Below are 20,897 nucleotides of genomic sequence, written 5' to 3' on the forward strand. Positions count from 1 at the left end.
GCAGAATCGACACCCGCACGGCGCTCCAAGACACCATACGCAAACAAGCCACCAGGTGGAGTTCAACTCGATTCTTTGACCCGGCGATTGCTCTCGAGCTTGCTGCTTCAAGGCCGGGGCTACCGGCGCCGCGCGAAACAACGCCGGGAGTCGATTATCAACATCAAGAAAGAGGAATCCCTAGCGAGGGCCGGTTCTCCGAAAGCTTCACCGGCCCTGGGAGCTTTTTCGCTACCCACGAGGTAGTAGTCGATTCTTTCAGTTCCCTTACGCAAGAACTAGCCAATCTTTCGGAGATCAATCCGGGCCTCCGCTTGGTATGGCGTGGTCAGCAGAACGCCAACTGGGGTCTGCACAGTAGCTTGTACCGCCGACTGCTAAAGCACTCTGGCGTAGTGACTCAGAGATCTGCCGAAGGGGCTGGCGAGGCATCCCAAATATTCCCCGACGAGTCGGCGATGCTCCAAGCGGAACTCGCCATCCTGGATGAAGCGTCAGACTGGCGGATGTCAGATCTCTCAGCACTAGAGCTGATGGCTCGTCTCCAGCATCACGGTGGTCCCTCGCGGTTGCTAGATGTCACGCGAAATCCACTCATCGCCGCGTGGTTTGCAGTCGAGAGTGGACCAGACGATGGCGAGGACGCCCGATTGTTCGCCCTCTCGACTGCACCGGTGGGCGATAACAGCCCCGGTGACGCGGTGTTGAACGAGGTTCTTGCTAGCACTCGCTATCCGTTTTGGGTGTACGACAACGAGGAGCAACGAAGAACGGCAGAATGGGGCACTGGAGCACGGCGTCGAATCTGGGTGCCTCCGGCCTACGACGCAAGGATTGCAGCGCAGAACGCTGCCTTCTTGCTTGAAGGAGTGCCGATGTTCACAAGAGGAAACCTGCGACTGTTCGAGAGAGCCAAAAACCGACAATGGCATGCTGTAGATGTCGCTGCCGCAACTTCGATCTACGCAAGGCCCGCAAATCCGCACAAGCGCGCGCGACCGAATAAAGCCGGGCTGGCTCCTGTCTTCACCTTCAGAATCGAGGCTCAGGCCAAGGACCAAATCAGACAGTCCCTGACCCAAATCTATGGTTACACGACGGCACTCCTCTACCCCGATATCCAAGGAATGAGCACCCGGCTGCGGCTGCATTCCGATTGGATAGAAGCGAGCCGATAGAATTTAATGCATATTCTCAAGCTCATCCTGTAATTCACGGTGGATAAATCGCCACACCAAGTAGGCACAAGATACGAGGTTGGAGAACAGTGAATTTGACAACTAGGTGTGTCGAGTGGAGCCCAGTTGCTGACTTCGTTCTTCTTGATCTATTCAGTATCTAACTTGGACCGCGCATTATTGCCGTGCGGAGACGTTTTGGGAGCACTGCAATACGCTCGCTGCCGCGGCTCGCCGGACGCTCGGCGCTGATCGAACCCATCCTGCCGCTCACCCTTGGAACTTGACGGCACCCGCCCGCCTACACCCGGTCTTCCGCCAACATGCCCAAAACCCGATGGCGCGCGGTGAGGAAACCGCCGTTGCGACCGAGCTCGACGAGTTCGAGGTCGAGACGACGGGGCAACGGAGGCCGGCCCGCACCGAGGGTCACCGGCGCGATCGAGGTGATCACCTCGTCGAGCAGACCCGCATCGGCGAACTGACCGGCCAGATCGCCACCTCCGACGACCCACAGGTCCTTACCACCGGCGCACGCACACTGTTGCGCATGGATATCAGCAACGGAGCCCCGGGCGAACCGGATGTCGAGGCGCTCCGGCAAGAAGTGCTCGGGCGAGGGCCCGTCCGATGCAGCACCGGACTCACCCGGGCTCCCGTTCCCCTCCGCCGCCCCCGGATCTCGAACCGGTCCGGCAGGTCCAGGCCCCGGCTGGTCATCACCCAGCTCGGCAGCAGATAGGGCCACGCCCCCGATTCGTGGTCGAGCACCCACTCATAGGTCGTCGATCCCATCACGAGCGCACCCACCTCGGCGAAGAACTCATCGAAGTCGTTCCCGCCTCCCTCATCCAAGGGCTGCCGGAGCAGCCAGTCGAGCGAGTCGCTCGGATCCGCGATGAAACCGTCGAGAGTGGTCGCGGTGTAGTACACGGTTCTGGTCATGATCCCTCTTCTTCATACCGTTCATCGTCGGATTCTCCGCGCAGCCGACGCAGCCACATGATCGGATCGCCGTCATCGACCGGGCGTTCCAGCAACCTCAACATCTGCCGCACCAGCTGGCGGCGGTGGGCGGAGAAGGTGAGCACATGCGCGATCACCGCGCTGATGACAAAACTCTCGGGAGGTTCGCACAGCGCATCGATGAGGCGGTCGTCCCATCCACCTCGGCGATCGATGTCCGCGACGAAATCGAGCCAGCGGACCGCGACCTCGCCGTGCCGCTCCGAGAGGGAAGCCCGATACTCGCCGAGGCGGGAGCCGGGATCCGCATCCAGGAACGAATGACGGCGAGGAAAGTCGAGTCCCTCCAACGAGGCGGGCCACACCTCCTTGGTGTACACGAGACTCTCGAGCACCTCGGCGAACGGAACCCTCCTCCCCGTCCCATTCGAGCACGGTGGTGCCGGGCAGCACCCTGCGGGTGAACTCCTCCGGCTCCAGATCCGCGGAAGTACGGATGAGGTGGCCGATGTCGTCGAGATCGTGTCGGATGAGCTGTTCGCTGAGCGGATTCATCGGGGTCTCCTCATTGCGCACCCAGAGCGAGGCGGGCGGATGGAAGTGGATGCCGTTGGGGCTGGCCAGCCAGTGGCTCGACGCCTGTGCGCTTGAGGCCCGTGCGCTCGGCGGATGACCGAACGCCTTGGCATAGGCACGGCTGAATCCCTCTGCGAACCCGTAGCCGGCCTCCCAAGCGGCGTCGGTGACGCTGGCGCCGCCGCCCAGCTGCCAGGCCGCCCGCTCGAGCATCACCCGGCGACGCATCGCCACCGGGGACTCGCCCGTTTCACGGGACACCGACCGCCCGAAATGGAACTGCGTGGCATGCGCCCCCTCGGCCATCTGGCCCAGAGTCTCGTTCCCCTCGTCGAGCACAGCATCGAGCAGCTCCCGCAATCGGTCGCGACCGTTCTTCGTCATGCTTCCAGTGTGACGACCCCACGGGCCCGGCGCATGATCATTCTTGCGCTGTCCGAAACATCGGGCGGGCACGCATCTCTGCGGCCGCCTCGGCGAAGATTCGATCACCGAGGCAGCCGCAGAGATGCGTGCCCGCTGGGCCTGCTTTCCGCTCAGTCCGCCTTCACTGCGAGCACCGGCATATCGGCCTGCAGGAGGATGCGCTGAGCCGAGGACCCCATGATGAACTTTCCGACCTGCGACCGTTTGCGCATGCCGATGACGATGAGGTCGACAGACCAGGCATCGGCTGCTTCGAGAAGCGAATCGACGACATCGTCTTCATGCGCCAGAGTGAAGACCTCTGCGTCGACGCCCTGACTCTCCGCCCGCTCCTTGACGGCATCGAGATCGGCGTCATCTGCGACCGATTCCTCGACCAGCGGGCCGCGCTTGCGAGAGTTCGCGATCCTCAGCTTCACCCCTCTCCAAGCCGCTTCCTTGATGGCGGCGTCGACGGCCGCCTCTCCGGTCGGGGTCGGGACGTATCCCACCAGAATGCTCATGACACGAGCTCCTTCTCCTGCGACTTGGTCTTCGAGCGGCCGAGCACCTTCCGGATGATCGGCAGAAGTATGACGACGAGGAACACTACCAGCAGCGTGAGCGTGATCGGACGGGTGAAGACTCCACCCAGATCGCCTTCGAACAGGATCAGCGAACGGCGGACACTCGATTCGAGGAGTTCGGCCAGCACGAACGCAAGCACCAGCGGGCCCGGCTCGAAACCGGCCTTCTTCATCAGGTACCCGATCACGCCGAAGAGGACGACGAGTCCGACGTCGAACACGGAGTTCTTGATCGTGTAGGCGCCGATGAGCGTGATCAACACCGTGATCGGTGCCAGGATCGCCGGCCGCACACTGAGGATCTTGACGAAGACACCGATGAGCGGGATCGCCATGATGAGCAGCAGGATGTTGCCGATGTACATCGAATTGACGACACCCCAGAACAGCTCGGGCTCCTCGGTGACCAGCAGTGGACCGGGTGTGATTCCCTGGATGAGCAGCGCGCCGAACATCAGAGCCATGGTCGCGTTCGCTGGGATGCCGAGGCTCAGCAGAGGAATGAACGACGAGGTGGCGGCCGCGTTGTTGGCCGATTCCGGGCCTGCCACACCTTCGATGGCGCCCTTGCCGAACCTGGACGGATCCTTGGCGACCTTCTTCTCGACACCGTAGGCGGCGAGGGAGGAGATCGTCGCTCCGCCGCCGGGAAGGATTCCGAGGAGGAAGCCGAGAACTGATCCGCGTCCGATCGCCGGGGCGGACTGCTTGAGGTCGCCGCGGGTCGGCCACACGTTCTTGACCTTCTTCGGAGCGGCCATCGCCTTGTGGCGCTCTTCGAGATTGTAGAGGATCTCGCCGAGGCCGAAGAGTCCCATGGCCACCGTGACGAAGTCGATTCCGTCGCTGAGGCTGAGGTTGTCGAAAGTGAATCGTTCGGTGCCGGTGAAGACATCCCGACCGACCATGGCCAGGAACACGCCGATGGAGGCGGCGATCAGGGCCTTGAGCTTGTTGCCGGAGCTGATCGTGGCCACCAAGGTGACGCCGAGCAATGCGAGTGCGGCGTATTCGGGCGGACCGAAGTCGAGGGCGAAGCCGGCGATCAGCGGGGCGAGGAACGTCAGGCCCAGGATGGATGCGGTGCCGCCGATGAACGATCCGATCGCCGCGACTCCGAGGGCAGCGCCGGCGCGACCCTGTTTCGCCATCTGGAAGCCGTCGAAGACAGTGACGACCGCGCTGGCCTCACCCGGAAGGCGAAGCAGCACCGAAGTGATGGTGCCACCGTACTGGGCGCCGTAGAAGATACCGGCGAGCATGATGATCGCCGTGACGGGTTCGATGCCGAAGGTCATCGGGAGCAGAATCGCCATCGTCGCCGCGGGCCCGAGGCCCGGGAGAACGCCGATCAGCATTCCGACGAGGACGCCGATGAAGCAGTACAGAAGGTTTCCGGGTTCGAGGACTGTGCCGAATCCCTGGAGAACCGGGACGAACATATCCATAGGTCGTCCTCCTCAGAACAGGTGCGGGAGCTGCGTGCGCAGCGCCACGACGAAGATGAGATAGAAGGCCACAACGGTGAGGACCGAATAGAGGATCGCTGACCTCCACGATTCGCCTCCCAGCAGCTTCATCCAGACGAAGGAGAGCAGCAGGGACGGAATCTCGAATCCGACGAGCGGCAGTACGGCCACGAAGATCACGAGGCTGAGCACGCCCCAGACGACTGTGACGGAGTGGGAGATGAACTTCTCACCGTCCCCGCCCCGGCGACCCAGCACGATCTGGGCCGCCGAGAGGACGGTCGCGATCAGGGCGACGACGAAGGGGAAGAAGCCGGGGGCCGGATCGGTCAGGGTTCCCAAGGAGAGATTCCAAGAGAGGATCATGCCGACGATTCCGAAGAGGCATGTCACGCCGCAGGCCACCAGATTCGAGATTCCGCCTGCGGGCGGAGGACCCTCATCTTCCCAGAGGGCCAACAGCTCGTCGGGGGTCTCCGCTTCGTCTCCCGGGGCGACTACCCCCGCGGTCGGATCGTCGTCAGCAGAGGGACCGTTCGCCTTCGGCTCGTTCATCGTGGTCGACTCAGTCCGAAAGATCGATGTCATATTCATCAATCAGCTTCTTGTAGCGGTCTGCGAGGTCAGCCCATTCCGTGGCGATCTCGTCACCGGAGACCTCGGTCGGGGTGAGCAGGTTCTTCTCGTTGAACTCCTTGTAGGCGTCGGTCTCGAACGTCGCCTTGAAGGACTTGTCGAGTCGTTCGATCACCGCATCGGGGGTGTCCTTGGGAGCGACGACCGCACGGTACTGCGAGACCGGGATGTCGTAGCCTTCCTCCGTGGCGGTCGGGACATCCTCGAGGAACTTGTTCCGCTCCTCGGAGAAGACCATGATCGGCACGAGCTTGCCGGCATCGATATGCGGCTTCGCCTCACCGAGCTGGACCGTGGAGATGTTCACCTGGTTGCCCAGGGCCGCCGTCACGGCCGGAGCGCCCGAATCGAAGGGCACCTCTTTGAAATCGGTGTCGATCTGCGCGAGCAGCAGACTCTGCGCCAGCTGCGATCCGGTGCCGACTCCGGCGGTGCCGAAGGACAGCTTCTCGTCGCTGTTCTTGATGTCGTCGACGGTCTTCACGCCGGCATCTGGATTGGCGACCATGACGTAGTCGTCTTGGGAGACGCCGGTGATGACTTCGAAGTCGTCGATGCTCACAGCTTCGTCCTCACCGACGGCGAGAGGGGTGATCGTGATGAGCGAGGCGTTGAGCGTCGCGAGGTTGTATCCGTCCGGCTTGGCGGACTGCACTTCCTTGGCCGCCAGAGTTCCGTTGGCACCGGGTTTGTTGATCACAGGCAGGGCCTGTCCGAGGTCGGACGAGGCGCCGTCGGCGAGTGCGCGGGCGATGAGGTCGGTCGATCCGCCAGCGGCGGCACCGACGGTGATGGAGACCTCCTTCGTTGGGAAGTCCTCTTCTCCCCCGCCGCCACCTGCAGCGACGTTTCCACCGCAACCGGACAGCACCATTGCTGCTGCCGATCCCAGGGCCAGGGGTCCGACGAGCCGTTTCGAGATTCTGCGCATGTTCTGGTCCATTCCCTTCAGTCTCAGTCGACACTCCTGCGTATCTGTCGAGCGCTTCGGAATGAGCCTAAGAAGCACCAGTAATATTGTCTATGATGATAACTGCATGAAATGATGCCTGAAAGGTATCGTGGTCCTATGTACACCTTGGACCAAGTTCGGTGCTTCGTCGCGGTGGCCGAGCATCTGCATTTCGGCCGAGCGGCCGCAGCGCTGTCGATGACCCAGCCCCCGCTCAGTCGGCAGGTGCAGAAGCTCGAACGGTTCGTCGGCGTCGACCTGCTCGAACGCGACAATCGCCGTGTGGTGCTGACTGCGGCCGGAGAGGCCTTCCTCGACAATGCGCGAGTGCTCCTCGCGATGTCCGATCGCGCCCCGCAGGATGCACGGCGCATCGCCTCCGGACAATGGGGGCGACTGAGCGTCGGCTTCACCGCGGCGAGCGGCTTCGGAATCCTCGGCAGTCTGGTCACCGCGATCGAAGAGAGCTTCCCCGGTATCGACCTCGATCTTCACGAGATGGTCACCGGAGAGCAGCTGGAGAACCTGGCCGAGGGCCGCATCGACCTCGGACTCGGACGCCTCGACTCCACCCCGCCCTCGGTGCAGTCCGAGCTTCTCTTGGCCGAACGGCTGCTCCTCGCCGTACCCAAGGATCATCCGCTGGCTCATCTCGAGCGGCCCCTTCGCAAGGATGACGTGACCGGCCAGCCGCTGATCATGCACTCGGCGACGCGAGCGACCTACTTCTACGATCTGCTCGTCCGGCACTTCCCGATCGATCACCACATGGTCCGCCACTCGCTCAGCCAGGTGCTGACGATGATCAACCTCGTCGCCGACAATCACGGGCTCGCCTTCGTCCCCGAATCGGCCGCATTGGTCAGCGTCCCCGGAGTCCGCTATCTGGCGTTCGAGGATCTCAGCGAAGAGATCGTCGAGCTCAAGGCCCTGTGGAACACGCAGACGAAGAATCCTGCCCTCAAGCAGGTCGTCTCGCTGCTCCGTTCCTGACCTCCCAGAACTACCCGACGGCGGCCCAGCAACGTGGCGCGAGGTATCTGGGCCGCCGCCAGGTAGCAATTAGGATCGCGCGGTCTCCAGATCCTCGCGGAATGCTCGTCCGGCTGCCCCGATGTCCCCCGCCGAGGTGATGAACCGGAATCCCTGCTCCTTGCGCAGCTTGGCTTCCGCACCGTCACCGCAGTGGATTCCGGGGACGACTCCCGCTTCGTCGGCGGCCGTGCGGATCCGCACGAGCGCCTCGGCGTGGGCGTCGTTGTGCTGCCCGGGCAGGGCACCGACGGCGAAGGCGAGGTCCGATGGCCCGACGTAGACCCCGTCGATGCCGGGCACGGCGCAGATGTCCTCGACGGCAGCCAGGCCGTCCTTGTTCTCGATCATGACGAAGAGCAGCGGACGTGCGGCACGGGTGTCCTGGACGTCGCCGGCGATGAGCTCGGCGGTCGGACCCCAGGATCGGTCGCCTCCCCGGCTGGGGTAGTCGAGGGCCTGGACGGCGGACTCTGCCTCGGCGACCGAGGACACGAGGGGAACGATGATCGCTTCGACCCCGGCGTCGGCGAGCGCACCGATCTCGGTGAAGCGGTTCGCCGCGACCCGCGCGGTGACCAGGGCGGGACCGCTGGCGCGGATGGCGTCGGTGAGCCGGAGGACGTCGGTGGGACGGATCAGCCCGTGCTGCAGATCGAGACTGACGTAGTCGAAGCCGGCGGCAGAGCCGACCTTCGCGAGCTCCGGACTCGTCGACATCATCCACAGTCCGTTGTAGATCTCACCCGCGCCGAGGCGAGCACGGTGGTCATCGAGGGGGCGGGCCTGGTGGCCGGGCATCATTGCTTCAGTCATAACTGCATCGAATCACACGCGTGACTCGGACGCCAGGGCTGCCCGGCATCCGAGTCACGCACCCCGCAGACCCCACCTCGGCGAGCTCAGATCTCCTGGGACCGCAGCGCCTCGGCGATGTATTCGGCCTGCCGGATGGCCAGGGCCACGATGGTCAGGGTCGGGTTCGCGGCGGCACCGGTGGTGAAGACCGAGCCGTCGGAGATGAAGAGGTTCTTCACATCATGGGTCCGACCCCACTTGTCGACGACTCCGTCCTCGGGCCGCTCGCTCATCCGCGCGGTCCCCAGATTGTGGGTCGACGGATACGGAGGGGTCCGGTGGGACGTCTGCGCGCCCACGGCCTTGTAGACGCTCTCACCTGCGGAATAGGCATGCTCGCGCATCGCCAGATCATTCGCGTGATCGTCGTAGTGGACATTGGGAACGGGCAGCCCGTACTGATCCTTCACGGTCGTATTCAGCGTGATCCGGTTCGACTCCTGCGGCATGTCCTCGCCGACGATCCACATCCCCGCGGTGTTGAGATAGCGGTCGATGAGACCCGCGAAGTCCGGCCCCCAAGTGCCGGGATCGACGAAGGCGGCCATGAACGCCGGGCCCAGTGCGATCGTCTCCATGTAGTAGCCGCCTGAGAACCCGCGATCGGGGTCATGGATCGATTCATCGGCGATGACTCCGGCCATCGTCTCTCCCCGGTACATCCTCACCGGTTTATCGAAATGACCCCACACGGTGCCGGTGAGGTGGCGCATGTAGTTGCGCCCCACATGTCCCGAGGAGTTCGCGAGTCCGTCGGGGAAGCTCGGCGTCCCGGAGAGGAGGAGCAGCCTCGGCGTCTCGATCGAATTCCCCGCCACGCACACGATCTTGGCGGCCTGGCGGTGGAGGTTGCCCTCCTTGTCGAGATAGAGCACCGCATCGGCACGGCCGGCCGAATCGTGGGTGATCTGGACGGCCTGAGATTCGGGCCGCAGGTCGAGCAGCCCGGTCTTCGCCGCACGCGGGATCTCTCTGACCAGGGTCGACCACTTCGACTTGTTCTTATCGCCCTGGAAGTTAAAACCGTCCTGAATGGACGCGGGACGGCCGTCGTATTCCTCGGCGTTCGTCGCATAGGGACCGGTCGCATAGAACTTGTAGCCGACCTCCTTCGCGCCGCCTGCGAAGACCTTGTAGTTGTTGTTCGCCGGCAGCGGCGGACGCCCGTGGACGTGGGTGGAGCCCATCGCCTTCTCGGCCCGATCGTAATAGGGAGCCAGATCCTCGAGGCCGATGGGCCAGTCGAGGAGGTTCGCCCCGTCGATGCGACCGTAGGTGGACCGGGCCTTGAACTCATGCGACTTGAACCGGGGTGTGGCCCCGGACCAGTGGGTGGTGGTTCCGCCGACGGCCTTGACGATCCAGGCCGGGAGGTTGGGGAAGTCACGTGAGACCCGCCAGGAGCCGGTCGTCGTCCGCGGGTCGAGCCAGGCCATCTGGTTGAAGGCCTCCCACTCGTTGTTGACGTAGTCTTCGTTGCTCAGGTGCGGTCCGGCCTCGAGGACGACGACGGGAATCCCCTTCGCAGTGAGCTCATAGGCCAGCGTTCCGCCGCCCGCCCCGGAGCCGATGATGACGACGGCCTCGTCGTTGACATCGATGCTGTTAGCGCTCGTCATCACTTCTTCACCTCTCCCATGTCGGCGCGCTGCGCCCGCGGCTGGTTGGTCGATTCGTCGGCTTCGTTCACGGTCTGCGGTGCCGCGTGCGCTCCCGGACCCAGCTCGGGAATGTCCTCGTCATCGGGGTAGAGGATCCGTGGTTCCGGCAGCCAGTCGAGATCGTTGAAACCGCGATCGATGTAGCCGCCTTGGTCGAAGGAGGGACCTTCGTAGCCCAGGGCCTCCCACACCTCGGCGTCGTCATAGAGGTTGAGGACGGCGGTGCGGCGGACGAATCCGAAAAACTCGGTGCCTTCGACCCGACGCAGCACCCGCAGCGCCGAATCGTCGTCGAGCGAACAGAAGTCGCCGTCGGCGAGCTGGTCGAGCGACTGCAGACCCTGGATGAGGGCAACCCGGAACCAGGTCTCGGCATCGGCCTCGACGAGGATCCCGTCGGCGGTGCGCTCGTAGGGCCCATCGGGGAAGTTCTCGTGCGGGAACGCCACCCGCAGTACTCGGACGAGGGTCTGCCTCGCCTCATCGGTCATCTCCATCGCATTCAGCGAGGGATATTTGGCGGGGAATGCCATCGGCTGCTCCTTTGCTCCTTGACGATGACGATCGGCTCGATCCGGGCACCATCGTCGACCCGGTCATAGGCAACCTATGTGAGACAGACCACCGTCCACTATCCTTATTCTCACGTGGCGATAAACATGAGGCGAGGTGGCCCGAGATGTCGAACAGTGCCGTGATCGGACGGATCTTCTCCGTCCTCGAGGCGGTGTCGGCCTCCGGCTGCGCCTCGGCGAAGACCATCGCCGACCGACTCGAGATTCCGTTGCCCACGGTCTACCGACTCCTCCACGAACTCGAGGACGCGAGCTACCTCGTCTACCTCAAGGAGGACAAGCACTTCGAACTCGGGCCCAAATGCTTCGAACTCGGGCTGTCCTTCCAGCAGCGCCTCGTCGCCCCGTTCCCGATCCGCCAGATCACCGATGAGCTCCACCGGGCCCTGGGCACGGCCGCCTATTTCGCGATCTACCGAGGGTCCGACATCATCCTCACCTACTGCTCGGACTGCGAGAAGCATCCGCGGTTGCGCCCCCTGCGCTTCGGCTTCCACGAGGCGGCCCATGCCACGGCCTTCGGCAAGATCCTGCTGGCCGGGATGACCTCGACACAGCGGACCGAGTACCTCGATGCCCGCGGCATGCAGGTGCTCACCCCGCAGACGATCGTGCGTCGCGATCTCCTCGACGATCACCTCACCGAGGTGGCCACGCGCGGCATCGCGTGGGAGCACGACGAGTTCCTGCCGCGGCAGACCTGTGCCGCCGTTCCGGTGCGCAACGGGACGGGGATGCAGGTCGGGGCGATCGCCGTGAGCACTCCGTCGACGAAGGCGAACGGACGGACGAAGGAGATCGAGTCGACCCTGCGGGAGCGCGCCGGGTTGTGCTCGCGGTATCTGCGCGGTGGGGCGGTCACGGTCCCCGTCACCGAGCATCGGTGACGGCCCGAACCCGCCCCAACCTCGGCGACGGCCCGAACCCCGCCCCAACCTCGGCGACGGATCACCGCTGATTATCACCTCATGAGAAGGAGCGTGTCCTCCCGCCCCCGCCTCTGCTGAGAATGATCGTGCTCACTCAAGGTCGAGACACAAAGGGGTACAACCATGAGCACATCCAGCAGCGTCGCCGTCGTCACAGGATCCGCACGCGGCATCGGACAGGGAATCGCAGAGCGCCTCGGTGCCGACGGCCATCACGTCATCGTCGCCGATCTGCCGACCATGCGCGAAGGCGTCGATGAGACCGTCGCCGCGATCGAGAAGGCAGGCGGCACGGCGACCGGCACCGAGGTCGACGTCACCGATCAGGCCTCGGTCGAGTCCCTCGTGGCGACCGCCGTCGAGGCGGGAGGCAAGCTCGACGTCTTCGTCGCCAATGCCGGAATCGCTCAGGTCGAACCGCTGATCGAGTATTCGAAGGCCGATTTCGAGAAGATCCTCGACGTCAACGTCACCGGGGTGTTCCTGTCCTACCAGGCCGCGGCCAAGCAGATGATCGAGCAGGGCAACGGCGGCAAGATCATCGGCGCCGCCTCGATCGTCGCGTTCCGTCCCTTCGCTCTGCTCTCGCCGTATTCGGCGACCAAGTGGGCCGTGCGCGGGCTGACCCAGGGCGCGGCGATGGAGTGGGCCAAGCACGGCATCACCGTCAACGCCTACGGGCCCGGGATCGTCGGGACCGCGATGTGGGATCTCATCGATGAGAAGCTCGCCGCCGAGGAGGGGCTGGCCAAGGGTGAGGCGATCAAGAAATATGCCGGTGACATCCTCCTCGGTCGGGTGTCCGTGCCCGAGGACGTCGCCAATCTCGTTTCGTTCCTGGCGAGCGAGGATTCCGACTACGTCACCGGCCAGACCATGCTCGTCGACGGCGGCATGCAGTTCTCCTAGGCTGGATGGCAGCCGGGCCGAGTCTCGAATTCAGCCAGGTCGCCGACTAGGCTGACCACCAACCGCAAACACCGAGAAGAGAGAAGGAAATCCCATGATCTTCATCGTCGTGAAGTTCCCCGTCAAGCCCGAACTGGCCGAGCAATGGCCGGAGATCACCCGCGAATTCACCGAGGCGACCCGTGCCGAACCGGGCAACAAATGGTTCGACTGGTCACGCAGCCTCGAGGATCCGAATGAGTACGTCCTCGTCGAGGCCTTCGACGACGATGCCGCCGAGGCACACGTGAAGTCCGATCACTTCCAGGCAGCGACCGCCGAGGGCGGACCCATGCACAGCGCGCTGACCGCGACCCCGAAGATCATCTCGCGTCAGATCGATGGGGATGACTGGGACGCCATGGGAGAGCTCCAGGTCGGCTGACTCTCCTCGGCTGCGTGGTCTGGGGCCGAGGTCGGCCGCAGACCGGAGCCCGCAGCCGATTCCACCCGAACCCGCGGGCCCGCTGATGCGATCAGCGGGCCCGCGTCCATGAGCAGATCACCCGATTCACACGCTGATAATATTGTCTTATGAGCTTTCTGCCTGAGTATCGCGAAGCGCAACGAGGCGAGGATGTCGCTCGGCTGCGCCGCGCACTCGCGCTCAGAGCCATGCTCGCCAGCGGTATGAGCCAGCGACAGATCGCGGAAGAACTCGGCATCTCTCAGCCTGCCGTGAGCCAGCAGATCAAATTCGCTCCCGCCGTCGATCAAGTCCACCCCGAACTTCTCTTGGAAGCGGCCGTACCGATACTCAAGAAGCTCGCCGCAGAACACGGCTACGAACATCTCGCCGTTTTCGGCTCGGCAGCCCGTCGTGAAGCTCGGACGGATTCCGATATCGATCTGATCGTCGACGCTCCGCAAGGAGCCTCGTCCTTCGCGTTCATTCGGTTCAAGCAACTTATTGAGAAGGTGCTCGGTCGGGGGATCGACCTTGTCGACTACGCCGGGCTGAAGCCCGGCATGGACGATGACATACGGCGGGAGGCGGTGCTGCTCTGATGGAACGCCGAGTTGCGAAGGAATTGCTGCATATCGAGGCCTGGCTTCTGCGTGCGAATGAAATCGCCGATCAAGGCAAGGAAACCTATCTTGAAAGCGCGTTGCTGCAAGAGGCGGGCGATTCCCTGATGATGAAACTCGGGGAAGCCGCGAATCGCCTTTCCCGGTTAGGCGCACCCTCGCCCGCCGGAATCGATTGGGCCCTCGCAACCGCGAATCGCAATTTCATCATTCATCAATACGATCAGATCAGCCGCTCCCTCACCTGGTTGACGCTTTCTGTCGATCTGAGAGAGTGGCATGACGCGCTCCAACCATCGTTCAGAGCCGCACGATCTTCACTCGCCGACGATATCGAGTGAATCCAGAACAGTTCCGAACCCAGCGGGCCCGCTGATGCGATCAGCGGGCCCGCGTCAGGTATGCCCCCTGCGTCTCGATCCACTCGTCGAGGATCTCGGCACGGTCATCGAACTTCGCCGTCGGGAACGCCAGGCCCTTGGTGGGCACGCTCGCACCGAGTTCGACGAGGAGGGGCCGCAGGGTCATCTCCACGGCGACGGTGTGAGCGGGCGAACCGATGGTGAAGACCGGGACTGCGGTGAGCCCGTGCAGGCCGTTCGAGTCATAGCGATCGAGGAAGGCCTTGAGCAGCCCGGTGTAGCTGGCTTTGTAGGTCGGTGTCGCGATCACGGCGAAGTCAGCGGTCGCGAGACGATCGTTCAGCCGGTCGAGGCGATCCGACTTCCACTCGAAGATCTCGGTGGCCACCTCGGCGAGTTCGATGGTCTCATCCACCTCGGCGCCGATGAGATCGGCGATCCGGGCCGCGAGATCCTCCGCGACCTGCCGAGTGCGGGAGTTCGGGCTCGGGTTGCCGACGACGACGCCGATGCGTGCTGCCATGGGTGCTCCTCTCGACCTGCGATTCAGTGTGGACCCCACGCTATTGCCCGCTCATTGACTTCATCCCGACGGATGCCATGCAACGTCATCCGACGCAATCCCCCTCCCTGTGCACTACCTCCGGGCGCAACAATGACATAGATCAGATATTTAGCGGCCATTACTCGCAATATTCGTCATCATCAACCCCATTGACGTTTAAAGATCATAGGTTTAAGCTCGAATTTGCCGCGAAGATGACTCACACGATGTGGCCTTCCCGTGGCCGGCACGCGCAGAGCCGCACGTTGCCGATGAACACAACCAGAACGGGCCGCTATGAGCATGAACCCTGAAGCGCACCTCGATGAACCCTCATCGGCTCGCATCGGCAGAGCCGTCAACGAGCTCCTCGGATCGACCGGCTTCGCTCGTGCCGCCGAACTCATCGACGCGGCTTCTTGGGAGATCGACCAATCCTTCACCGCCCCCTCGGCGCCTGAGTGGGTGGAGCAGAGTCCCCCTCCTGCAAGCGAACACCCGCTGGTCACCGCAGACGAGGACGCCCGCCGCTCTGGAATCATCCGCTACTACACCGGCGCGTTCATCACCGGAGCCCGTGCCTCAACGACAGAACTGACCGGACTGCGCTTCACCCACAAAGACAACATCGGCATCAGCGGATACCCTCTCGCCATCGGAAACCCCGCCCTGGACGACCGACGTTCGGCTCTCACATCTCCCCTACTCACATCGATTGAGGCCGCCGGCGGCACAATCGTCGGAGCGAACCACATGGCGGAATTCGCGTTGAGTCCCACCGGACACAACCACTGGCTCGGCGATGGGATCAACCCCCGCAACGATGCCTACTTGTCCGGCGGATCCTCTAGCGGTTCAGCAATTTCCGTCGCATCCGGTTCGAGTGACGTCTCGCTCGGCACGGACACCGGAGGCTCGGTACGCCTGCCCGCCGCATTCTGCGGCCTGTCAGGATACAAACCTACGAACGGGCTGTTCTCCTCGGTCGGATTGATTCCGCTCTCGGAGACCTTGGACACGATCGGCATGATTGCGTCCGCCCCGGCGACGATCCGGGCCGTTGCAGAAGTCATGTATTCCGATGCTTCCGTCGTCAGCCTCGAGCACCGTGATCTACTGGATCTGCTGCCTGAATCTTCGCGGACTGAGTTCTCTCACCTTTCGGTCTCGGCAGTCGAGCGGATCTGTGACGCCGACGTCGCCGAATCATATGCCTCGGCTCTGTCCGCGCTCGGCGTCTCCGAGCATGGTCGCCAGGAACCAGACACATCCGGCCCCGCGCCCGTAGTCGATTTCGACGACAGTGACCTCAATCGCCGATCGGTCGTCGTCGTAAGTGTCGAGGCTGCCCGCAATGTCGGTCGGATACTCGGGTGGGAATGGGACCTCCTCGGCGATCAGGTCCTCTCACGAGTCATCCGCGGGACTACGGTCTCTGCGATCGAGTATGCCGATGCCCTCGCGGAGCGTGAGACGCTGCAGAGAAGGTTCCTCGCCGAGGCGATGCCTAACGCCCGTTTTCTGCTCACCCCGACCAGTCCGATCCGTGCCCCGAGAGCGGTGACCCGGGATGGCGCTGCCAATGACGAGGTACGTCGGGACTACATGCGAGCTAGCCGGTTCACCCGTGTCATCAACTACCTGGGCCTGCCCGCCATCACCGTTCCGTTGCCAGCGGCCGAGGACTCGATGACTGCGGGACTGCAGATCATCGGTCGTCCGTTCGATGATCGGGCGCTGCTCGACTTCGCGGTGATAGTGGCAGAAGCACTCACCTGAGGTCCCTCTATCAATAGATCCGTAGAACTACCGAAGAGTCGAAAGTACGAATAACCCTGTAGAAAGGCGCGACAACGATGTCCGTGGACACCACTGCTGAAGAAATGAAGATCGGAGCGCGTATGGACGCGCTCACACCGAACAGAGAGCACAGAAAACTCTTCGCCTACATCGGTGCCGGCGCAATGATCGACGCTTATGACATCTATGTTGCCGCCGGAGTCTCGGCAGCCCTGGTGTCGACCGGCTTCGCCGGAGTTCATGAAGTCGCCGTCTTCATGTCAATGACCTTCTTCGGCATGCTCCTCGGTGCAGCGACAGCGGGTTTCGTCGGAGACAAGTTCGGTCGCCGAATGAGCTATCAGATCAATCTGCTGATATTCGCTGTTGCCGGATTCGCAGCGGCCCTGGCACCGACTTTCGAGTTCCTCGTCGGTACCCGATTCATCATGGGGATCGGTCTCGGAGCCGAACTCGTGCTTGCCGCGGCCATCCTCGGCGAGTTCGTACCCCCGCGCAGCAGAGGCCGCTGGACGGCCATGCTCGGCATCCTCGTAAACTCCGGACTGCTCTTCGCCTCCGCGATCGGAGCAGTGGTGATCTCCAGCTTCGGGTGGCGGTGGATGTTCGTCATCGGTGCCGTACTGGCTGTCATCGTCTGGATCGCCAGGACGCGATGCCCCGAGTCGCCTCGATGGCTGGTCGTCAAGGGCAGAATGAACGAAGCGCAGGCTATCGTCGAGCGGTTCGAGAGGCTTTCGCAAACCACTCTGGAAGACAATCCGCCCGCATCTGTCACCACAGCGACCGAGTCGAGGGACACTGACAAACGTCCCTTCTGGCAGTTGGCAGTGCTCGGCACGGTAGTCGCAGTCGGTGTCAACATGTTCGTCTACGGCTTCATCTCCTGGATGCCGACGTTCTTCGTCGAACAGGGCATCGACGTCTCCCATTCTCTCGCCTACACGACAGCGATGGCTCTCGGCGCACCAGGAGGTGGACTCGTCTGCCTCCTGCTCATCAATAGACTCAACCGCCGCACAGCCATCGTGGCCTTCTCCATCATCGTCATTCCGCTCGGGCTTGCATATGCATCGGCGCAGTCGATCATCATGATCGTCATCATCGGCATTCTGCTCGTCACGGCGATCTACACGCTCGTCACGTTCGTGCTCTACTCCTACATGCCCGAGCTCTACCCAACCCGCTATCGGCTGCGCGGGACCGGCATCTCCTACACCTTCGCACGGGGTGCCTCGATCGTCGTGCCGTTCGTCATGTCCGGATTGTTCGTCGCATTCGGAATCTTCGGACCCATCGGCTTTGTCTGCGCCATGGCCATCTGCATGATCGTCGTCGTCTTCGCGATACCCGTCGAGACCCGCGGGCGCAGCCTCGAAGAGATCGCCTGAAAACACGTCAGCACGGCAAGTCGGCCGTCGTCCGCCCTACCCACAGAACCGCACCACCCGGACAAGGAGTCACACCCACATGAGCACCCATGACGCGACCATCGGCCGCTTCTTCGATGACTACGTCGTCGGAGACGTCTACCAGCATCCATTCGGCCGCACCATCACCGAAGCGGACAACGTCTGGCTGACGAATCTGACGATGAATACGAATCAGAACCACTTCAACGACCACTTCGCCGCGCAGAACCCGATCACCGACGGCAAAGTCATCGTCAACTCGGGGCTCACCGTAGCCCTGGTGCTCGGCCTGACGGTGTATGACATGAGCCAGAACGCGATTTCGAATCTGGCCTTCACCGATATCGCCTTCCGCCATCCGGTCTACGTCGGGGACACCCTCTATGCCGAGAGTGTGTGCACCGATGCCCGCCGGTCGAAGTCACGCGAATACGCAGGAATCATCTCCATGACCACCCGCGGTCTCAACCAGGACGGTACGACCGTCGTGACCTGGAAGCGTTCGGTCATGGTGGCCACCCGCGACAGCGGAATCGGGCAGGGTTATTTTCCCGAGTCCTCCGACTCCGTCCTCGACTACAACTGAGTCGACCATGAGAGCACTCACTCAACGACGAATCCCCGCCGACCAGCAGCGAGCAAAGGAGCAGAACACATGAAGCCGCTCGAGGACATCCGCATCATCGCCGTCGAACAGTACGGCGCCGGCCCCTGGGGTTCGATGCACCTCGCCGACCTCGGCGCAGACGTCATCAAGATCGAGGACCCGAATACGGGAGGGGACATCGGACGCTACGTTCCGCCCTACCGCGAAGGTGAGGACTCCCTTTTCTACGAATCGTTCAATCGCAACAAACGCAGCATCGCACTGAGCCTCAAGGATGACGAAGACCGGGCCGTCTTCGACCGCCTCGTCGCTACGGCGGATGTCGTGTATTCGAATCTGCGCGGAGACGTTCCCGCCAAGCTCGGCATCACGTACGACGACCTGAGCAGCATCAACCCGCAGATCGTCTGCTGCACACTCTCCGGGTACGGCAGCCAGGGCGCAGCCGCCAGACGGCCCGGCTATGACTACATGCTGCAGGCCGCCGCGGGATGGATGGACATCACCGGTGAACCGGACGGGCCACCGACGAAGTCCGGCCTCTCCCTCGTCGATTTCAGCGGCGGATTGGTCGCAGCGATCTCCATGCTTGCCGCTGTTCACGCCGCGCGCCGTGACGGTGTGGGAACCGACTGCGATCTCAGTCTCTTCGACACCGCCGTGTCAATGCTCAGCTACGTGGGCAACTGGCATCTCAACGAAGGTTTCGAACCGCGCCGAACACCGAAGTCTTCTCATCCCTCACTCGTTCCCTTCCAAGCGTTCGAGGCAGCCGACGGCTGGCTGACCGTCGGCTGCGCCAAGGAGAAGTTCTATCGCCGCCTGGTCGACGTGATCGGGGACGAGCGGCTGAATGCCGAAGAATTCTCCGATTTCGAACGAAGAATCGCGAACAAGGACAGACTTCTGCCTCTCCTCGACGAGGCATTTCTGCAGCGTTCCGCCGAGGAGTGGGTGAGCCTGCTTGAATCCGCCGGGGTGCCGGTGGCGAAGGTGAAGAGCGTGGCAGAGGCCCTCGACGATCCACTCGTCGAGGAACGCGGCCTCGTCTTCGATACCGACCATGGCCGGTGGGGAACGATCCGCAACATAGCCACTGCACCTCGTGTCGGAGCCCGCCTCGACTCCCACCGGGCGGCACCCCAGATCGATGAACACCGCGCTGAGCTTCTCGCTGAGCTCGGCCTGAACACCACAAGTAAAGGAGCCTGAGACGATGTTCGAACTCAGCGAAGAGCAGAATGATTTCAAGAAGTCACTGCGCACGTTCGTCGACCGGGAGATCATCCCCGTCGCCCGCGAGATGGAAGCCACGGGCGAATACCCCAGCGCCATCGTCGACGGGCTCAAGGAGATGGGGCTCTTCGGACTGACGATCCCCGAGGATCACGATGGACTGGGCATCGATCCCGTCTCGTTCGGAATCGTCTTCGAGGAACTGGCGCGCGGCTGGATGGGGATCGCCGGCGTTCTCGGCAGCCACACCATGGCAGCAAAGATGATCGCCGAGCACGGCACCGACGATCAGAGGGCCACATACCTCTCCGACCTGGCCTCGGGCTCACGTCGCACGGCCCTCGCGCTCACCGAACCGGACGCCGGAACGGACCTCCAGGGCATCAAGACCACGGCGAAAAGGGTCGAAGGCGGGTACCTCATCAACGGCGCGAAGATGTGGATCACGAACGCCCGACATGCCGATCCGCTCCCGGTTCTCGTCAAGACCGACACGACGACCACTCCGGCGCACAAAGGCATGAGCATTCTGCTCGTCGAAGCCGGCACTTCGGGATTCGAAGTCACCAAGGACATCGAGAAGCTCGGCTACAAGGGACCGGAGAGCTGTGAGATCGTCTTCGAGAACTGCGAGGTCCCCGAGTCCGCCCTCCTCGGCGGCGTCGAGGGGCGCGGCATGCAGCAGGTGCTCTCGGCTCTGCAATGGGGCCGGGTGAATATTGCGGGCCGCTCCGTCGGCATCGCACAGCGGGCGCTTGAAGAATCCGTGTCCTACGCCCAAGAGCGCGAATCGTTCGGGCAGCCGATCTCAGAGTTCCAAGCCATTCAGCTCCGCGTCGGGCGGATGGCCACGCGGGTGCAGGCCGCACGCCAGCTGATGTACTGGTCGGCGCAGTCCCTCCTCCAGGGTCGCGCGGACGGAGAAACCGGGATGGCCAAGGTCTTCTGCTCGGAGGTGGCTCTCGAGTCCGCCATCGAAGCCATGTCGATCCACGGCGGCTACGGATATTCAAAGGAATATGAGATCGAACGACTCTACCGTGATGCTCCGCTGATGAGTATCGGTGAGGGAACGAACGACATCCTCAACACGGTGATTGCCAAATCCATCTTCAGCGGCCGAACCAAGATCTGA

The 20,897-nt window shown here is 63.0% G+C and carries 23 protein-coding genes and 1 pseudogene; 13 read left to right on the forward strand and 11 right to left on the reverse strand.

Going from position 1 to position 20,897, the window contains the following annotated elements; genetic code table 11:
• On the forward strand, nt 1–1,178 hold a 1,178-nt coding region (locus ACH82I_RS09905; RefSeq protein WP_413332269.1), incomplete at its 5' end, for an FRG domain-containing protein.
• A 301-nt stretch (nt 1,179–1,479) separates the two neighbouring features.
• Here the strand turns inward: ACH82I_RS09905 and ACH82I_RS09910 are convergent.
• Entirely contained in the window at nt 1,480–1,782 is a 303-nt protein-coding gene (locus ACH82I_RS09910; RefSeq protein WP_230745339.1) for a dihydrofolate reductase family protein, read from the reverse strand.
• 337 nt (nt 1,783–2,119) lie between these two features.
• Complete coding sequence (locus tag ACH82I_RS09915; RefSeq protein ID WP_230745341.1) at nt 2,120–2,524, reverse strand: hypothetical protein; 405 nt, start codon at nt 2,522–2,524, stop codon at nt 2,120–2,122.
• 128 nt (nt 2,525–2,652) lie between these two features.
• On the opposite strand from ACH82I_RS09915, the gene ACH82I_RS09920 reads away from it, so the two are divergent.
• Nucleotides 2,653–2,817 (forward strand): hypothetical protein, encoded by a 165-nt coding sequence (locus ACH82I_RS09920; protein ID WP_230745344.1) that lies wholly within the window; start codon nt 2,653–2,655, stop codon nt 2,815–2,817.
• Between the two features lie 44 nt (nt 2,818–2,861).
• On the opposite strand, the pseudogene ACH82I_RS09925 reads toward ACH82I_RS09920, so the two are convergent.
• From ACH82I_RS09925 to ACH82I_RS09945, 5 genes and pseudogenes are all read right to left on the reverse strand, one after another.
• Nucleotides 2,862–3,104: pseudogene (locus ACH82I_RS09925) on the reverse strand (helix-turn-helix domain-containing protein); the annotation flags it as partial.
• A 152-nt stretch (nt 3,105–3,256) separates the two neighbouring features.
• Nucleotides 3,257–3,649 carry a universal stress protein gene (locus ACH82I_RS09930; protein WP_230745346.1) on the reverse strand — a complete coding sequence of 131 codons (393 nt, stop codon included), beginning with the start codon at nt 3,647–3,649 and terminating at the stop codon, nt 3,257–3,259.
• On the reverse strand, nt 3,646–5,160 hold the full coding sequence (locus ACH82I_RS09935) for a tripartite tricarboxylate transporter permease (RefSeq protein ID WP_230745348.1): 1,515 nt from the start codon (nt 5,158–5,160) through the stop codon (nt 3,646–3,648). The genes ACH82I_RS09930 and ACH82I_RS09935 overlap by 4 nt, the downstream gene beginning before the upstream one ends.
• Nucleotides 5,161–5,172: 12 nt before the next feature.
• Entirely contained in the window at nt 5,173–5,736 is a 564-nt protein-coding gene (locus ACH82I_RS09940) for a tripartite tricarboxylate transporter TctB family protein (protein WP_230745350.1), read from the reverse strand.
• Between the two features lie 10 nt (nt 5,737–5,746).
• Nucleotides 5,747–6,760, reverse strand: coding sequence for a Bug family tripartite tricarboxylate transporter substrate binding protein (locus ACH82I_RS09945; protein ID WP_230745351.1), 1,014 nt, complete (start codon nt 6,758–6,760; stop codon nt 5,747–5,749).
• A gap of 126 nt (nt 6,761–6,886) precedes the next feature.
• Here ACH82I_RS09945 and ACH82I_RS09950 point away from each other — a divergent pair, with 126 nt between their 5' ends.
• Complete coding sequence (locus ACH82I_RS09950) at nt 6,887–7,762, forward strand: LysR family transcriptional regulator (RefSeq protein ID WP_230745352.1); 876 nt, start codon at nt 6,887–6,889, stop codon at nt 7,760–7,762.
• A 69-nt stretch (nt 7,763–7,831) separates the two neighbouring features.
• Here ACH82I_RS09950 and ACH82I_RS09955 read toward each other — a convergent pair whose 3' ends face one another.
• The 3 genes from ACH82I_RS09955 to ACH82I_RS09965 form a co-directional block, all read right to left on the reverse strand.
• The gene (locus tag ACH82I_RS09955) at nt 7,832–8,617 is read right to left on the reverse strand and encodes an HpcH/HpaI aldolase family protein (RefSeq protein ID WP_230745353.1); all 786 of its coding nucleotides are present in this window, start codon (nt 8,615–8,617) and stop codon (nt 7,832–7,834) included.
• An 86-nt stretch (nt 8,618–8,703) separates the two neighbouring features.
• Nucleotides 8,704–10,278, reverse strand: coding sequence for a GMC family oxidoreductase (locus tag ACH82I_RS09960; RefSeq protein ID WP_413332272.1), 1,575 nt, complete (start codon nt 10,276–10,278; stop codon nt 8,704–8,706).
• Nucleotides 10,278–10,853, reverse strand: a complete 576-nt coding sequence (locus tag ACH82I_RS09965) for a hypothetical protein (RefSeq protein ID WP_230745356.1) — start codon at nt 10,851–10,853, stop codon at nt 10,278–10,280. Before ACH82I_RS09965 ends, ACH82I_RS09960 begins: the two co-directional genes overlap by 1 nt.
• A gap of 146 nt (nt 10,854–10,999) precedes the next feature.
• Between ACH82I_RS09965 and ACH82I_RS09970 the strand changes: the two genes are divergently transcribed.
• The 5 genes from ACH82I_RS09970 (at nt 11,000) to ACH82I_RS09990 (ending at nt 14,142) form a co-directional block, all read left to right on the forward strand.
• Complete coding sequence (locus ACH82I_RS09970) at nt 11,000–11,782, forward strand: IclR family transcriptional regulator (protein ID WP_230745358.1); 783 nt, start codon at nt 11,000–11,002, stop codon at nt 11,780–11,782.
• A 165-nt stretch (nt 11,783–11,947) separates the two neighbouring features.
• Nucleotides 11,948–12,733: an acetoin reductase gene (locus ACH82I_RS09975; protein WP_413332275.1), complete on the forward strand. Its 786-nt coding sequence runs from the start codon at nt 11,948–11,950 to the stop codon at nt 12,731–12,733.
• 94 nt (nt 12,734–12,827) lie between these two features.
• Entirely contained in the window at nt 12,828–13,157 is a 330-nt protein-coding gene (locus ACH82I_RS09980; RefSeq protein ID WP_230745361.1) for a putative quinol monooxygenase, read from the forward strand.
• Between the two features lie 149 nt (nt 13,158–13,306).
• On the forward strand, nt 13,307–13,780 hold the full coding sequence (locus ACH82I_RS09985; RefSeq protein WP_413332276.1) for a nucleotidyltransferase domain-containing protein: 474 nt from the start codon (nt 13,307–13,309) through the stop codon (nt 13,778–13,780).
• Nucleotides 13,780–14,142, forward strand: coding sequence for a DUF86 domain-containing protein (locus ACH82I_RS09990; RefSeq protein ID WP_230745363.1), 363 nt, complete (start codon nt 13,780–13,782; stop codon nt 14,140–14,142). Before ACH82I_RS09985 ends, ACH82I_RS09990 begins: the two co-directional genes overlap by 1 nt.
• 40 nt (nt 14,143–14,182) lie before the next feature.
• Here ACH82I_RS09990 and ACH82I_RS09995 read toward each other — a convergent pair whose 3' ends face one another.
• Nucleotides 14,183–14,686, reverse strand: coding sequence for an NADPH-dependent FMN reductase (locus ACH82I_RS09995; protein ID WP_230745364.1), 504 nt, complete (start codon nt 14,684–14,686; stop codon nt 14,183–14,185).
• Nucleotides 14,687–15,004: 318 nt separating this feature from the next.
• Between ACH82I_RS09995 and ACH82I_RS10000 the strand changes: the two genes are divergently transcribed.
• The 5 genes from ACH82I_RS10000 (at nt 15,005) to ACH82I_RS10020 (ending at nt 20,897) form a co-directional block, all read left to right on the forward strand.
• Entirely contained in the window at nt 15,005–16,486 is a 1,482-nt protein-coding gene (locus tag ACH82I_RS10000) for an amidase (RefSeq protein ID WP_413332278.1), read from the forward strand.
• A 122-nt stretch (nt 16,487–16,608) separates the two neighbouring features.
• Entirely contained in the window at nt 16,609–17,898 is a 1,290-nt protein-coding gene (locus ACH82I_RS10005) for an MFS transporter (RefSeq protein ID WP_230745366.1), read from the forward strand.
• A gap of 79 nt (nt 17,899–17,977) precedes the next feature.
• Nucleotides 17,978–18,505: a MaoC family dehydratase gene (locus tag ACH82I_RS10010; RefSeq protein ID WP_230745368.1), complete on the forward strand. Its 528-nt coding sequence runs from the start codon at nt 17,978–17,980 to the stop codon at nt 18,503–18,505.
• A 69-nt stretch (nt 18,506–18,574) separates the two neighbouring features.
• Nucleotides 18,575–19,738 carry a CaiB/BaiF CoA transferase family protein gene (locus tag ACH82I_RS10015; RefSeq protein WP_413332280.1) on the forward strand — a complete coding sequence of 388 codons (1,164 nt, stop codon included), beginning with the start codon at nt 18,575–18,577 and terminating at the stop codon, nt 19,736–19,738.
• Between the two features lie 4 nt (nt 19,739–19,742).
• Nucleotides 19,743–20,897: an acyl-CoA dehydrogenase family protein gene (locus ACH82I_RS10020; protein WP_230745370.1), complete on the forward strand. Its 1,155-nt coding sequence runs from the start codon at nt 19,743–19,745 to the stop codon at nt 20,895–20,897.

This window comes from Brevibacterium sp. GP-SGM9 (genome assembly GCF_047300845.1).
Classification (GTDB): domain Bacteria; phylum Actinomycetota; class Actinomycetes; order Actinomycetales; family Brevibacteriaceae; genus Brevibacterium.